Source organism: Allokutzneria albata (assembly GCF_900103775.1).
Classification (GTDB): domain Bacteria; phylum Actinomycetota; class Actinomycetes; order Mycobacteriales; family Pseudonocardiaceae; genus Allokutzneria; species Allokutzneria albata.
Genome location: NZ_LT629701.1, coordinates 1,232,756 through 1,248,023, shown reverse-complemented (window position 1 = coordinate 1,248,023; position 15,268 = coordinate 1,232,756). Strand labels below are relative to the sequence as shown.

Genomic DNA, 15,268 nt, shown 5'->3' with positions numbered 1-15,268 from the left:
CACTCCGCGCCCGATCCGTGCCCCTTCACCAGTACGGATCCCACCGGCCTGGGAAAAAGTTGCCACAACTCCCAAGAATTCGGCGCAGTCCGAAAGGTCGAAATCGGCAAGCGAAGCAGCTGTGCGCCTGCATTGGTGCGCGCACTACATGATGAAGGTCTCCTGAACTCCCCAGCCGACATCGACCCCGCCGCTCGTCGCCATCGCCAGCGGTCGGGGCGAATTGCCTGCGCCCGGAGAGGAACACAATGATTATCAAGACATCCACCCCGTTGCGCGAAGCGGGATTTTATGGCCTGACACAGAGGCCAATAGGGTCGGATTCATGGAGTGGAATTTTCAGACGGCCGAAAGACTCGCGGCTGCCTTGCGTACCGGTGAAGTGACCTCAGCGGAACTGACCGACGAGGCGATCGCCCGTATCGAGCGGGACGACAAGGTGATCAACTCGATCTGTGTGCCGGACTTCGACCGTGCGCGGGCCGCCGCGCGCGACGCGGACCAGGCGCGCGCCCGCGGCGAGGACCGGCCGTTGCTCGGTATTCCGGTGACGGTCAAAGAGTCCTACAACATGGCTGGGCTGCCCACGACCTGGGGCATGCCGCAGTGCCGGGACTACGTGCCGGCCGAGGACGCCGTGCAGGTGTCGCGGCTCAAGGCCGCGGGTGCGGTGGTGCTCGGTAAGACCAATGTGCCATTGGGGCTGCAAGATGTGCAGAGCTTCAACGAGATCTACGGCACCACCAACAACCCCTGGGATCACAGTCGCACGTCGGGCGGATCCTCCGGCGGGTCAGCGGCGGCCCTGGCATCAGGATTCGGCGCGCTGTCCATCGGTTCCGACCTCGCGGGTTCGTTGCGCATCCCCGCGCATTTCTGCGGTGTCTACGCGCACAAGCCGACACTCGGGCTGGCGGCCAGCCGCGGCATGGTCCCGCCGCCCGCGCCGGCCTTGCCGACCGACCTCGACCTCGCCGTCGTCGGCCCGATGGCGCGCACCGCCCGCGACCTCGCGCTCCTGCTCGACGTCATGGCCGGACCGGACCCGCTGACGCTCGGCGTGGCGCACCAGTTGACACTGCCGCCCGCGCGCCACGAGCGGCTCTGCGACTTCCGGGTCCTGGTCCTCGACGAGCATCCGCTCATTCCGACCGGGGCCGCTGTGCGGGCGGGCGTGAACCGGGTGGCCGACGCGCTCGTCGACGGCGGCGCACGCGTCGAACGGCACAGCCCGCTGCTGCCCGACCTGGCCGAGGCCGCGACGCTCTACACCCAGTTCCTGTTCTCCAGCTCGGCCGCGCGCTTTCCCATCGAGGGGTACGAGCAGCTGCTGGCCCGCGCCGCCGGGCTGAGCGCGGACGACCGGAGTCTCGACGCGGCGCGGCTGCGCGGCATGGCGCTCAGCCACCTCGACTGGATCGAGGCGAACAACCGTCGCGAACTCCACCGCCACGGCTGGCGGCAGTTCTTCGCCGAGTTCGATGCCGTGGTGTGTCCGATCACTCCCACTCCCGCGTTCCCGCACGATCACCGCCCCAACCTGTTGGAACGCCGGATCGACATCGACGGCGTCGAGTACCCGTACTTCGACCAGCTCGTCTGGGCCGGTCTTGCCACCATGCCCGGTCTGCCCGCCACCGCCGTACCGGCGGGCCGGTCCCCCGAGGGCCTGCCGGTGGGAGTGCAGCTCATCGCTCCGATGTTCCACGACCGCACCTCACTGCGACTGGCGGAACTGCTCGAGCAGAAGATCGGCGGCTTCCAGGAACCGAAGTAGGGCGTGCTACCGGGTGTCCGGTCCAAGCCGTCCTGGCACCCATCGAGCGCGGAGGGGGCGCCTAGCAGATCGCTTGCGCCCTGCCTCCCCTCACCAAGGAGCGCAAAGGCGGAGACGACGTGGCGGCGGTGCCCGCCCCGACTGACCAGCCGATGGAGGTCGTGTACTGCGCGTCGGCGGAGTGGCGCGGGCAGTCGTGGAGGTGTGCTGGTCGGGCCGCAGCTGGAACTACGCCGGGGAGGGCACACCGGAGTTCGCCGGCGACAAGCCGACGTTCAAAGGCCCGGGTCCGCCGCGACGCAACCGCGGTGATCGAGAAGATCGAGGTCGTGGCGGTGCTGTCCGACGGCAGCACGCTGCAGACCTTGCGTCGCTGGCCGGACTGGCCGGAGCAGGCGCGGCCGCAGGAGAACGTCGCCGTGCCCGCGGTCGACGGCCGGCCCAGGTTTGCCGGGATGACCGCCCCCGTCACTGTCCGCTCCGGCCCCGCGGTCGTCGCCGACACGTTCCGTGGCGCCCACCACGACCGCTGCGCCCGCGCCACGTCGCCGAGATCGTCACCGACGGCACGAGGTTCCGCGCGCGAGACGGTCGCGTCCTGACCATCGAGAGGATCCCCGCCGGCACGATCCGGCTGCCGAGCGGCAGGTTGCTCGTCGCGGACACCTCCTGGCTCCACACTGGTCCCGAACCGCTGGCCACGACGGTGCACCCGGCGAGTATCCGGTCGAGGTGTTCCAGGTAACGGAGAACGGGGCACCGCAGACAGCCATGACCGTCGCGTGCCGGGTAACCGTGACGGACGCGCCCGTCACATCGTGGCACCTCGCGTTGCGCGACGGGGACCACGAACTGGCACCGGGCACTACACCATTTCCGCCAAGAACACCGGCACCGACATGATCATCGTGCCAGGCTGGAGCGATGGCGCGTTCCCGGTGTGGCTCGGACGCACCGACAACGGTGCCCTCAGCTGTTTCGTCCTCAACTTCCACGTGCCCGACCTGGCGACAGCCCGACCCGGCTGAAGACCAGGCTCTGACGTCGGCAGCAACATCCGCCTGCATGCCTTTGAGCAGCTGGCGCATGCTCAGCACGGCCACAGCGGCTTCGCGTTCGATGTCGGAACTCCCTCCACCCCACCGGCGTCCAGCCACCGGTGTCGGGATCGCGCAACTCGCGCGGGCTGAGTCCTGCGGCACGGAGCGGGTCAATGTCGGCTCCCTTCCCGCGCACGAGGAACGCCGTCTCGACTCTCGCGTTCACGAGATGCGGGAACGAGCAACGACTCGGCCTCGACGAGCAACTGCCGGGTGCTCTGCACTCCGGCGAGGACTCGATCGCGGTGCGCCCTCAGCACGTCCAGCCGGTGCTGGGCTTCGGAGACAACTCGATCGGCGTGTCGGCGAGCGCCACTGATCAGTTGGTCGGCGCGTGCTCGCGCGGCGGCTCGTTCGTCGGCCATCGCGCGCATCGCCTCGGCACGGCGCACGCTCATCGCGAGCTCGAAGTCGGATCGGATCCCCTCGCGCAGCCGCGCGGCTTGCTCGTCCAGGTCGTGGCGGCGCTGTTCGGCTTCCCGCGAGATCGCCTCGGCCTGCTCGTGCGCGCGGCGGATCAACTGACGATGCTCGACCTCCATCTCTTCGCGCTGGGCATCGAGTTCGGCGACGATCTGCTCCTGGCGACGCCGCAGCCGTTCAGCCGCCTGGCGCGCGGAGGCCCAGCTCTGCTCGGCGGCCGCCCGAGCCCGAGTGGTGATCTCCTCCGCCTCGGCACGGGCGAGTTGCACCATCCGGCGCAGCCGCTCGGTGAGCGCGTCGGGTTCGACGGGGGTCCGGCACATGCGGTCCAGCCGCTCGCTCAGCTCGCGGATCTGTGCACGCGCGTCGTTCAACTGTCCGGCCAGGTCCTCGGCCCGCGCCACCGCGGCATCGCGATCGGTGGTGAGGAGTCGGAGTTCGGACTCGGTCGACGCGACGTAGCACCGGACTTGGTCGCGGTCGTAGCCACGCCACACCAGGTCGAAGTCGGTGTGCAACGGCACGACGTCGTCGTGCGGCTCCGGCGTCGTCACGTGTCTCACCCTCCTTCCCAGCCGCCCACGGGTCGGGCCGGGCTCGGGAAAAGCTGCGGGAACGCGTGTCCGGCTCGGCCCTTTGCCGGGATCGACCGGACTCGCTCCCCTCGGTGTTCCCGAGCGGGGTTCGCTCCATTCCCCCTTGCGCAACGCAAACGGTCGTAGCCCACCACCAGCCCGGTGGCGTCGAGTCCGATGTGGACGGTCACGCCCGGCACCTCACGCTGACCGCGGACTGGGTGCGTCGCGCCGATACTCCCGACTCGGATCGGAGTTGGCGGGATCGGTCGCCCCGTGCCGCGACGCTGCCAGTCCAGTACGGTTCCCTCGTGGGTGAACCTCCGCATGGCGAGCCTGGGAGCCAGGGGCTTGATATCCGCCGCCACGAGGCAGACGGGATCCTCGTGGTCACCGTCGCCGGTGAGATCGACGCGGACACAGCGCCCCTGCTCAAGTCCGCGGTCACCAGGGCCATCGAGGACACGCCGCGCGGAGACCGCGTCCTGGATCTGACCGCGGTCACCTTTCTCGACTCCGCGGGGCTCGCCGCGCTGGTCGATGCGACCGAACGCGCGGAAGAGCGACGGGAGGCCCTGCGAATCGTCGTAGACGCCAATCGTCCGGTCATCCGCCCCATCGAAGTCACCGGGCTCGACGATGTCCTGCGGCTCTACCACAGCGTCGACGACGCCCTCGACGACACAGGCTGACTGCGAAGATCGTGCCCCGCGCTCGTCGCCGCGTGCGCGATCAGGGTGCCTCGCTGATCGGCGAGGCACCCCTCAGGTTGTGTTCAGCCGTGCTGCGCAGGCCGGTGCCGAGTGCGCACGACCGTCCATTGTGGACGCCGCGCAGGTGTTGGCGCGGCCGCCATGGGCATGGATCCCACCGGCCGACCCCCGACTGCGCCTGGAGGTTGCGACGTCCGGAGCAGGCGGATCAGTTCGTGTGCGGTGGTCGCGCGAGTACCGTGCGTCGAGTCTTCATTGTTCTCCGGCGTCGGTGCTCAGGTGTGAGTTGATCATGACCAGGCGAACGGGTGTGCTGCCGGCCGAGCTGTCGAGTTTCGTGAACCGGCACCGGGAGAAGGGTGCGCTGAAGCGCTCGCTGGCGGCGTCGCGGTTGGTGACGGTGGTCGGCGTTGGCGGGGTGGGGAAGACCAGGTTGGCGTTGCGGGTGGCGGCCGAGGTTCGGAAAGCCTTCGACGACGGCGTGTGGTGGGTGGAGCTCTCGGCGTTGCAGGATGCCGATCTGCTGGCCCAGGTCGTCGCCGAAGTGCTGGGAGTGCAGGATGTGACGCTGCGCCCGATGACCGAGGTGCTGGCCGAGTTCCTGGCGCAGCGGCGACTGCTGTTGGTGTTGGACACTTGTGAGCACTTGGTCGAACCCTGCGCGGAACTGGTCGATCGGTTGTTGCGTGCGGCACCGGGCCTGCGGGTGCTGGCCACCAGCCGGCGGCCCCTGAGGATCGACGGGGAGAACCTGTACGCGTTGCGGCCGTTGGAGGCACGGCGCGGTGGACGGGGTGAACCCGCGGCGGGGGTACAGCTGTTCCTCGACCGGGCGAGGGCGGCGAGCGGGAGTTTCAGCCTGGCCGAGCGCGACCGCGAGGTGGTGGCGCGGCTGTGCGAGTACGTCGACGGGATCCCCCTGGCGATCGAGCTGGCAGCCGTGCGGGCACGGGCCCTGTCGGTGCGCGACATCGTGAAACGCCTCGATGACCGGTTCGGGCTGTTGACTCGCGGCAGCCCCGGTGGGCCGGCGCGGCACGCGACATTGCAGACCGCGATCAACTGGAGTCATGACCTGTGCTCCCCCGCGGAGCGTTCGCTGTGGGCGCGGGCATCGGTGTTCGCCGGGTCATTCGACCTGACCGCGGTGGGCGAAGTCTGTTTCGACGACCAGCTCTCGGCAAGCGATGTGCTGGAACTCGTGTCCAGGCTGATGAACCAGTCGATTCTGGTGCGCGAGGAGCGCCCCTGCGGTGTTCGTTACTCGATGCTGGACACCCTCCGGGCATACGGTCGTGACCGGCTGCGGCAAGCGGGCGAGGAGATGCCGCTGCTGCGGCGCCACCGCGACTACTACCTGAGTTTGGCGAGACAGTTCGACGCGCGATGGTGTGGCCCGGACCAGATCGACCAGTACGAGCGGTTGGGCCGCGAGCACACCAATCTGAGGGCCGCGATCGATTTCTGCCTCAAGCACCGGCAGGAACATCTGGCGGGATTGGAGCTGGCGGCTGCTCTGCGGTGCTATTGGTTCGGTTGCGGGTTCATCCGGGAGGGGCGGTACTACCTGGACCGCGCGTTGGCCCTGAACCCGGCGCCGAGTCGTACCCGGGCTACCGCACTGTGGGCCTGTGCCTGGCTGGCCAACGCGCAGGGCGACCCGGACGCGGCGGACACCAGAGCGGCCCCGGCGCTCCGGTACGCGCAGCAGGAAGACGACACCGAGACCGCCGCATGGGCTGTGCACCTGGTCGGACTGGCCGCGATGCTCCGAGGCGACCACCTACGAGGGGCAGCGCTGGCCGAGCACGCCGCGAGCCTCCATCGGCAAGGGGGTGATCCTGGCCTTGGTCTGATCGCCGCCCGCGCGGTGCAAGCCGTCTCCCTGGCGGCCGCCGCCGAGTTCGACCTCGCGGCCACCGTCGCGGAGAACGCCCAGGCAACCTGCGACCAGTACGGCGAGCGTTGGTTGCGCTCGTACCTCGACTGGGTCCGGGCACTGGCCGAGATGGGCCGCGGAGATCCCGAGACGGCGGCCGCCCACGCTCGTGGGGCGTTGCGGTTCAAACGCCTGCTGAACGATCACGCCGGAATGGCCGCCACCCTGGACACCCTCGCCGCGGCCCTGGGGGCCTTGGGGCAGGCCGAACGAGCGGCACGCATCCAGGGCATCGCCCTGCAGGTCTGGCGCACCGTCGGCCGCCCCCAACTCGGTGCACCTGCCCTGGTCGCCGCCCACCACTACTGCCAACAGCAAGCACGCGGAACATTGGGCGACGCCGCCTACCAAGCGGCGTTCGACAACGGCCTGACTCTCGACCTCGGCGCCGCCATCGCCTACGCCCTGGAGGAACAAGCACCGCCGCCGTCATCTGCCCCGCAGCAGACCGGTCGAGCACCGTTGACCCGACGCGAGTGGCAGGTCGCCGAACTCGTCGCCGAGGGACTGACCAACCAGCAGATCGCCGCACGCCTGGTCATCGCCAAACGAACCGCCGACGCCCACGTCCACCACATCCTCACCAAGCTCGACCTCGACAACCGCGCTCACATCGCCGCCTGGGCCACCGAACACCGCGCCCCGGTCGCCGACGACAACTCCCGCTGACACATGCCGTTCCGACGCACGAACGAATCGGCACGCGAACTCCGCGCGCGCCTGCTCGGCGTGACCATGCCGCTGGTCAGCGTGACCTCTTCTCACGCGCCCTGAGTGTGACGGCGTTCTTCTGACGCCGCTCCGGGTCCGCTACCTGGGCGGCGACAACACGAAAGAATTCGGTGGCGCCGTCGCCCTCGTGGTCGCCGTGACGGTCAGGAGTCCCCGGCGCGACGAGCGCGGAAGGCCGCGGTCTTGACGCGGTTCTGGCAGGTCAGCGAGCAGAACCGGCGCCGCGCGTTGTGTGAGGTGTCGACGTAGACGCGGTCGCAGCGCGAGGCGGTGCACACGCCCAGCCGCTCACCGGCCGAGCTGCCCACGACCGCCGCCAACGCCGCCGCACACGCCCCCGTCCACTCGGCGGCGAGTCCGCCCGCAGTGCCCCGGAAGTGCACGTGCCAGCACGGATCATCGCCGTGCAGCACCAACTCGGGCTGCGCCCTGGTCTCACCGAGCAGCGCGTTCACCTCGCGGGCGGCCCGAGCAACGTCCTTGTCGGCCATGGCGGAGAAGACCGTGCGCAGGCGCTCGGCGAACACCGCGATCGCCTCCGCCTGCTGATCACCGACCTCGTCGAGCTGCGGGTCGACCGAGCGCAGCACCTCCAGGACCACCGACGCCAGCCGCGGCCGCCTGGGCGCGAAGAAGGGTCTCCCGCCGACCTCGCCGCCGACCACCGCGTTGACCAAGTCCGCGGACAGCCGCACCCCCGCCCCGTAGTAACTGTTGAACTCCACTTGACCAGTGACCACCCTCCCGGGAACTGTAACTGTTCACAGGCTATACAACAGTTACCTTGGAGGCGGGCATGGCCCTGACCCACGCGAGCGCTGTGCTGCGCCGGCGGAACTTCCGCCTGCTGTGGATCGGCGAGACCACCAACAAGCTCGGCACCGGGGTCAGTTCGGTGGTGCTGCCCCTGATCGCGGTGACCACCCTGGAGGCCACCCCGCTCCAGATCGGTCTCCTCGCCGCGGCCTCCTGGCTGCCGTGGCTGCTGCTGAGCCTGCACGTCGGCGCCTGGGTCGACCGCCTGCCCCGCCGCCCGGTCATGGTGATCAGCGACGGAGTGGCCCTGCTCGTCTTCGCCACCGTGCCCCTCGCGGCATGGGCGGGAGTGCTCTCCATCGCGCACCTGATAGCGGCGGCCTTCCTCGGCGGAGCCGCGGCGATGTGCTTCACCACCGCCTACCGCGCCTACGTTCCCTCCGTCGTCGACAGCGACGCCCTGGTGGCCGCCAACACCGCGCTGCAAAGCGGAGAACAGGCCGCCCAGATCACCGGGCGCGGGCTCGGCGGACTGCTCGCCCACCTGCTCGGCCCCGCCACCTCGCTGCTGGCGGACGTAGCCAGCTTCGCCGTCTCAGCCACCTGCCTGCTGCGCATCGGAGCCCGCGAACCCCACCCCGGCACACGCTCCTCCGGCACCGACCTGACACGGGAGATCAGAGAAGGGCTGAGGTTCACCGCGAGCGATCCGTTCCTGCGGGCACTGGCGCTCTTCGGTGCGGTCGGCAACCTCGCGTACACCGCGCTGCAGACGCTGCTCGTCCTCTTCCTCGCACGCGACATCGGCGCCTCCGCGGCCGCGGTCGGTGCAGTCGTCGCCATGACCGGTGTCGGCGGGTTGCTCGGCGCCGCCTTTGCCGCCCCGATCGCACGACGGGTCGGAACCGCCCGCGCTGTGGTGCTGTCGGCGGGCTGCACCGCACCCTTCGCCCTGCTCATCCCCTTGACCACGCCTGGGCCCGGACTGGCCCTCGCGATGCTCGCCGTCCTGATGATCGGCTGCGGCCTGGTCGTCGCCACCGTGATCATCATCAGCTTCCGCCAAGCCTTCTGCCCGCCCCACCTCCTCGGCCGAGTCGGAGCCGGTACCCAACTCCTCAACTACGGAGCCGTCCCGGTGGGAACCCTGGCCACGGGAGCGCTCGCCGACGCAGTCGGGACCCGCGCCGCACTCTGGGCAGTGGCCGCGCTGTTCCTCCTCTACGGCACGATCCTGATCGCCACCCCACTGCGCCACCACCGCGATCTACCCGCGTAAGGCGGCGCGCCTTGGTGTGCTGGGGGAACGACGTCCCCTGTACGCCCGATCCCGAACTGCCTACTTTGGACAGTGTGACGCGTCCGAGTTGTCGGGCTCGCCCGGAGAGCGGGATCACCGTTCACCGGAGCGCGCCCGGTTGGACCTCGTGGCGGGGTGAACCGACAGGAGTGCTGACACACAAATGATGGGTGGAATCTTCCGGAATCGCGATTTCCGTCATTTCTGGATGGCGGATGCGATCAGCCAGGTCGGCACCAGAGTCGGCGGTATTGCGATCTCCCTGCTGGCCGTGATCACGCTCCACGCCTCGACGTTCGAGGTCTCTGTGCTGCGTACTTTGCAGACGCTGGCGTACTTGCTCATCGGCTTGCAGGCGGGAGCATGGTGCGACCGGATGCGCAACCGCCCGGTCATGATGGTCGCCGATGTCGGCAGGGCGATCGCGCTGGGGTCGATCCCGCTCGCCGCCGCGTTCGGTGTGCTGACGATCTGGCAGGTGTACGCGGCGGTTTTCGTCGCCGGAGTGCTGACGGTCTTCTTCGACGTCGCGCACCAGTCGTTTCTGCCCCGGCTGGTGCCCAAGGCGGATCTGATCGAAGGCAACGCGAAACTCAAGTTCAGCACGTCCGCCGCCGCGCTCGCGGGGCCTGGGCTCGGCGGTCTGCTCGTCCAGTGGCTCACGGCGCCCGTGGCCGTCCTGGTCGACGCGGTCAGCTATCTGTGGTCCGCCGCGTGGCTGAGGACGGTGCGGACCGTGGAGGTCCTCTCGCCCGAACGCCGCGACAGCACGCTGCGTGAGCAGATCCGGGAAGGGCTGCACTTGGTCCTCCGCCACCCGGTGCTGCGGGCGATCGCTTTCAACAACATGGTCTCGGCGTTCTTCTCCAGCGCCTACATCGCGATTTCGACGCTCTTCCTCGTACGCGTGATCGGGCTGTCCGCTGGAATCGTGGGGCTCCTCGGAAGCCTCGGCCTGATCGGTGCCCTGCTGGGGGCGATGCTGGCCAGGCGGTTGAGCGCCAAGGTCGGTGCCGCCCGGCTCCTGGTGTCGGTCGCGGTGGTCCAAGGCCTGGCCTACCTGCTCTTCCCGTTGACCGGGCCCGGATGGCAGCTCGCGTGGTACGTGGTGGGAGGCATTCTCACCAGCACCTGTGTGATCATCGTGATCGTCGTCCAGGTGAGCTTCCAGCAGACCCTGTGCCCAGATCACCTGCTCGGCCGCATGAACGCGACGATGAACTTCCTCTACTGGGGCGCCGCGCCGCTCGGCAGCCTGCTCGCCGGTGTGCTCGCCTCCGGCGTCGGCTTGCGCCCGATGCTGTGGGTGACGGCCGGCGGGATGCTGCTCGCCGCCGTGCCGCTCCTCGCATCGCCGCTGCGCACGATGGTCGAACTCCCCACCGGTGAGCCCGACCCCGCGGAGCCGACCAACCAGTGACTGCTCGCTGCTGATCAGGCGGACCCTCACGATCGTCGTGCCGGCCGGATTCCGTCCGAAGTGGACGTGCCTGCCGCACTGGTACGTCACGTTCAGCCTCGTGACCGCAATGCCCCTTTCCAACGGTGGTGACACCGACACGCAGATCGCCACCACGCTGCTCGTTCCGCTGTGTCTTGGTGACGAGCGGGCGTGGCAGTGGACTCGACCCTCCGACCTCCTGGGCACGATGCTCGGCCGCCCGGTGCAAGCGGGCCACCCCTCACGCGGCCAACGCACACACGACAAGGACGAGAGCGTCGTTGGCCGACCGTGCCGTGAACACCAGCTCTCCCCAACGCCCGAGCACGAATCCGGCGTGCAGGGCCCAGCACACCACCACGGTGGCCATGGCGGCGGAGGTCGTGGACACCAGGGTCACGAAGCTGACGACGGCGATCATCACCGCGAGCGATCAGAACGGCTCCTGCCGCATTTCACCGTTCACCAGCAGCGCCATGGCGGACATCCCCCGTGCGCTCCCCACCGGGAATCCCAGAGCCGTGTGCAGCGGTCGTGCCTTGGACGGCCGTCACTCGCCGGTGAGCAAGTCGACCTTGCCGCGCTCACCGTCGACCCGGACGCGGTCGCCGTCGCGCAGGCGCATGGTCGCGTTCCCGGTACCGACCACGGCGGGAATCCCGAGTTCGCGGGCCACGATGGAGGCGTGCGAGAGCGGGGCGCCCATGTCGGTCACGACGGCGGCGGCGCGGGGGAACATCGGCGTCCAGCCCACGTTGGTCAGCGTGGTCACCAGGATCTCGCCGGGCTGGAGCCGCTGGCCCTGCTCGGGTCCGGTGAGGACCCGGACGGTGCCCTCGACCACGCCGGGGGCGCCGGGGAATCCGGTGACCGTGTCGCTGACCGGGACCGTGGTGCCGCGGGCGTCGTAGAGGTCGGCGCGCCGGTTCGGGTCGGCGGCCCAGCGCACCGGGTCGAACCGGCCGACGATCAGCGCCGGGTACGGCGGCAGGGCGGCGTACTGCTCGTGGGTCGCCCGCCGCACCGCCACCCTCTCCAGCCCAGAAGCGTTGCCGCGCAACAGCTCCAGCAGCTCGTCGAGGTGGAGGTAGAACACGTCGTCGCCGTGGCCGGTCAGCTCGCCCGCCCGGACCACGAACGCGCGCAGCACCCAGAACGCCCGGATGACCTCGGAGCGGGTGGACTCGCGGTCGCGGACGACGCCGTTCCAGCGGCGCACCCGCTCGCGCATGGCGGCCTCCTTGCCCGGGTAGCGCTGGGCGAAGCGCGTCCACGCCGCTTCCCGCGCCTGCTCCTGCCGGGCGAGCAACGTCTCGGTGCCTGCCCGCAGGTCGTGCAGGCTCGCGAGCTGCGCGTCGATCCAGCCGGGGTCCTCGCCGGGGCGCGGTATGGAGATCTCGAACTCGTGCGGCCCACGATGCCCGTACGCACGGGCGAACTCATCGCGGGTGATCTCCCCGCGCGCCAACCTGTTCAGGCCCATGAGCAGTCCCATGCTGGCCAGCTCGCCGTCGGCGTTGACGCCGGTGAGCATGGCCTCGGCGTCGACATCGCCCACCATCGCGCGCAGCGCGTCGCGAGTGCGGAGCAGGGACACACCGCCCTGCCTGCCCGCGGCCTCCAGCATGCGGCTGGCGGTGACCAGGTGCGGCGCGACCTCGCGTTCGTACAGCTCGGCCAGTTCCCCTGCCGAAGCAGTGGCGGCGATGCGCGCTCGCAGCTGCTCGCACCGCTGCTGGGCGGAGGCCAGGAACGGGCGCATTCCCTTCAGGTTCGCGCGGGCGCGGAGCCGGACGCCGATCGCCGTCGGCACCAGCCGCCTGATCATCTCCCAGCGGAGGACCTTCACCTTCGGCACGTCCAGGCCGGGCGGGAGCTTGCCGAAGACGCCCTCCACCGCACCGCGCAGGCTCTTCACCCGGAGGGCGTCGATCAGCGAGTAGATGGGGGTGAGGTTCATGTAGAAGCGGCCGCCGATGTTGCCCACCAGGTCGAAGCCGGGCATGGCGGAGGCCGACATGGCCTCGTGGATGAACACGCGCACGAACGACCAGGTGATGGGGGTCATCACGTCCGGGACGGCCTCGCCGAGGTTGCCGCCGGTCCACAGGTACTCACCCTTGAGGCTGTCGTTCCACTCCTCCACCTCCGGTGCCAGACCGGTGATCGGGCGGGCCTGCACGATGGCGAACGCGCCGTCGCAGCGCGTCCACTCCACGTCCATCGGCGTCTCGTACAGCTGCTGCACGCGGGCGCCGATCGCGGCCAGCTCCAACGCTTGCGCCTCGTCCAGCACCGGTTCGCGGCGCAGCTCCTCCGGCACGGGCCGCTCCTCGGTGCCGGTCGCCGTGCGCACGGTCATGACCGTCTTGTCGGCTGTCCGGGTCTGCGTGACAGCGCCGTCGCGGACCACGATCGAGTCCGGCGTGACGTACCCGCCGACCACTGCCTCACCGAGGCCCCACGCGGCATTGACGACCATCTCCTCGCGCGAGCCGGTGACCGGGTTCGCGGTGAACAGCACACCGGCCGCGTCGGCGTGCACCAACCGCTGCACCACCACCGCCAACGCCACGTCGTCGTGGGAAACGTGGTTCTGCTCGCGGTAGGCGATGGCGCGGACGTTCCACAACGAGGCCCAGCACCGCTTGACCGCCTCCAGCAGGCCGTCGCCGCGGATGTTGAGGTAGGTGTCCTGCTGCCCGGCGAACGACATCTCCGGCAGGTCCTCCGCAGTCGCCGACGAGCGCACCGCCACCGGCACGTCGGCGCCGAGCGCCCGGTAGGCCCGGTGGATCTCCTCCGCGATCTGCGGGGGAATGTCGTTGCGGGCGAACAGTTCCGCGGTGCGGTCGGGATCGCCCGGCTCGATCTCGTCCTGGAAGGCCGACACGAACGCGCGGTAGGCATCGGTGGTGATGTGGAATCCGCCCGGCACCGGCAGCCCGGCCTTGCTCATCCGGGCCAGCGAGGCGCCTTTACCGCCCACGGTGGACAGAGTGGCCGCGTCGTCGTCGAAAGGCAGCACCAGCTTCACCGCGCACGCTCCTTGCTGTTCAGGGATTCCGCGAGTCTGCGGTCGGCGACTTCCTCCATGGAGCCCAAGAGGTCCTGGGTTGCCTCCGCGACCGCCCGCGCGTCCTTCTTCGACAACTTCCGTCCCGTCCCCAGCGCCCGCTCGATGCTGTCGGCCACCAGGTCGGCGATCCGCTCGTCCGACGGCCGCGCCTGCTCCGGCAGCAGGTCCGGCAGCCGCACGAACCCGTACACGATGGCGCTGATCACCACCTGGTGGTCCGAGTGCGCCTCGTGCACCGCGCCGTGCGCGATCAAGCGCTTCAGGTAGGCGTTGAAGGCTTCGCCCATCTCCAGCCCGGTGGTGCTGCTGCGCTTCATGCGCGTGAACCTGCCGAGCACCTCCGCGTCGCCGACCAGCGCCGCGCTCAACAACGGGCGGCGCAGCGTCGCGCCGACGAACCCCCCGAACAGCTCGCCCAGTGACGCCGGGGCGCTCGCGCGGACCTCCTCCAGCATGCGAACCCGTTCGCGGCGCAGCAGCGCGGCGAACAGGTCGTCACGGGTTCGCCAGTGCAGGTAGATCGTGCCCTTGGCGACACCCGAGTGCTTGGCGACGTCGTCGACCGTGGTCTTGCCATAGCCCCAGCGCAGAACCAGCTCCGCGGCGGCGTCGAGGATGCGGTCCGCTCGCTCGCGCTGCCGTGCCGGGTCCAGCGGCGGCCGTCCCGCCTTGGCCATCCAGCTCACCTCATTTGTTTGACCGGATGATGCTATTCAGTCATTCAATTAAAGGCAAGAGCACGGTGCGCGCGTCGCGCCGTTCAGCCCGAGCGGACACCGAGGTGCTGTGACGCGCAAAGCCGCCGGACAGCGTGACCGAACCGCCGGAAGGAGCTGCGGTTCGACGTGACGACCGTGCGCCCTGCAGCCGGGACCAGGCTCCCGCCGATCCCGCCGCCCGACAGGGATTCATGGTCGTCCAACGCCCCTGCCACGATCGCCGGAGTTCCGGACAGACCGACCAGAACTCCGGGAAGTCCGCGTTCGAGCCATGCCCGTGCAGGCGCATCAACCAATCCACCGGCACACGGGCCCCCTGCGCCCGAGGACGGCCTGCGACGTGCTGACCGGAGGCGGTCGGCCAGCGCTGCAAGGGCGTCGCGGTCGCCTTCACGTGCGGGGCGTTCGTCGTTGGTGAGGGTGAGGCGTTCGAGCATCTGGTCGACGCCGTCTTTGACTTCCAACAGACGTGCCGCGCCGGACTCCTTGGGGAGGTAGAACGGGCAGCGGGCGCAGGCCAGCCGGCGCGGACATTTGGTGAAGAAGTCGTAGGTGCAGTAACCCGTCGCCGACGGCCGTAGTCCCTCCAGGGCCGTTCACCGCCGGTGGCCGCGCCGGACAGGATGGTCTCCCGGTCGACGAGCACCTGATGTGCCGCATAGTGCCGTGTACTGGAGAAGTGCTTGTGCCCCAACCGTTTCTCCAGTTCTGCAA

12 protein-coding genes are annotated in these 15,268 nt (G+C 69.7%); 7 read left to right on the top strand and 5 right to left on the bottom strand.

Annotated elements, in window-relative coordinates:
- Positions 1-325 precede the first annotated feature (325 nt).
- The 3 genes from BLT28_RS05385 (at position 326) to BLT28_RS41710 (ending at position 2,805) form a co-directional block, all read left to right on the top strand.
- Positions 326-1,777, top strand: a complete 1,452-nt coding sequence (locus BLT28_RS05385) for an amidase (RefSeq protein WP_030432332.1) — start codon at positions 326-328, stop codon at positions 1,775-1,777.
- 308 nt (positions 1,778-2,085) lie between these two features.
- Positions 2,086-2,379, top strand: a complete 294-nt coding sequence (locus BLT28_RS05380; protein WP_030432331.1) for a hypothetical protein — start codon at positions 2,086-2,088, stop codon at positions 2,377-2,379.
- Positions 2,380-2,676: 297 nt separating this feature from the next.
- Positions 2,677-2,805: a DUF4241 domain-containing protein gene (locus BLT28_RS41710; protein WP_231950637.1), complete on the top strand. Its 129-nt coding sequence runs from the start codon at positions 2,677-2,679 to the stop codon at positions 2,803-2,805.
- A 182-nt stretch (positions 2,806-2,987) separates the two neighbouring features.
- Here BLT28_RS41710 and BLT28_RS05375 read toward each other — a convergent pair whose 3' ends face one another.
- Positions 2,988-3,854: a coiled-coil domain-containing protein gene (locus BLT28_RS05375; protein WP_052407917.1), complete on the bottom strand. Its 867-nt coding sequence runs from the start codon at positions 3,852-3,854 to the stop codon at positions 2,988-2,990.
- A 332-nt stretch (positions 3,855-4,186) separates the two neighbouring features.
- Between BLT28_RS05375 and BLT28_RS40785 the strand changes: the two genes are divergently transcribed.
- Together BLT28_RS40785 and BLT28_RS05365 are read left to right on the top strand one after the other, a co-directional pair.
- Complete coding sequence (locus BLT28_RS40785) at positions 4,187-4,567, top strand: STAS domain-containing protein (protein WP_162184912.1); 381 nt, start codon at positions 4,187-4,189, stop codon at positions 4,565-4,567.
- A gap of 313 nt (positions 4,568-4,880) precedes the next feature.
- Positions 4,881-7,196, top strand: coding sequence for an ATP-binding protein (locus BLT28_RS05365; protein WP_231950635.1), 2,316 nt, complete (start codon positions 4,881-4,883; stop codon positions 7,194-7,196).
- A 206-nt stretch (positions 7,197-7,402) separates the two neighbouring features.
- Here BLT28_RS05365 and BLT28_RS05360 read toward each other — a convergent pair whose 3' ends face one another.
- A complete protein-coding gene (locus tag BLT28_RS05360; protein WP_030432327.1) occupies positions 7,403-7,984 on the bottom strand; it encodes a CGNR zinc finger domain-containing protein in 582 nt (193 codons plus the stop codon).
- Positions 7,985-8,055: 71 nt separating this feature from the next.
- Between BLT28_RS05360 and BLT28_RS05355 the strand changes: the two genes are divergently transcribed.
- Positions 8,056-9,294: an MFS transporter gene (locus BLT28_RS05355; RefSeq protein ID WP_030432326.1), complete on the top strand. Its 1,239-nt coding sequence runs from the start codon at positions 8,056-8,058 to the stop codon at positions 9,292-9,294.
- A 184-nt stretch (positions 9,295-9,478) separates the two neighbouring features.
- Positions 9,479-10,735: an MFS transporter gene (locus BLT28_RS05350; RefSeq protein ID WP_269459635.1), complete on the top strand. Its 1,257-nt coding sequence runs from the start codon at positions 9,479-9,481 to the stop codon at positions 10,733-10,735.
- A gap of 262 nt (positions 10,736-10,997) precedes the next feature.
- On the opposite strand, the gene BLT28_RS05345 is transcribed toward BLT28_RS05350, so the two are convergent.
- The 3 genes from BLT28_RS05345 to BLT28_RS05335 all read right to left on the bottom strand — a co-directional run bounded on the left by BLT28_RS05345 (position 10,998) and on the right by BLT28_RS05335 (position 14,512).
- Positions 10,998-11,177, bottom strand: a complete 180-nt coding sequence (locus BLT28_RS05345) for a hypothetical protein (RefSeq protein WP_052408287.1) — start codon at positions 11,175-11,177, stop codon at positions 10,998-11,000.
- A 129-nt stretch (positions 11,178-11,306) separates the two neighbouring features.
- On the bottom strand, positions 11,307-13,793 hold the full coding sequence (locus BLT28_RS05340; protein WP_030433862.1) for a PEP/pyruvate-binding domain-containing protein: 2,487 nt from the start codon (positions 13,791-13,793) through the stop codon (positions 11,307-11,309).
- Positions 13,790-14,512, bottom strand: a complete 723-nt coding sequence (locus tag BLT28_RS05335) for a TetR/AcrR family transcriptional regulator (protein ID WP_052408288.1) — start codon at positions 14,510-14,512, stop codon at positions 13,790-13,792. The genes BLT28_RS05340 and BLT28_RS05335 overlap by 4 nt, the downstream gene beginning before the upstream one ends.
- Positions 14,513-15,268 lie beyond the last annotated feature (756 nt).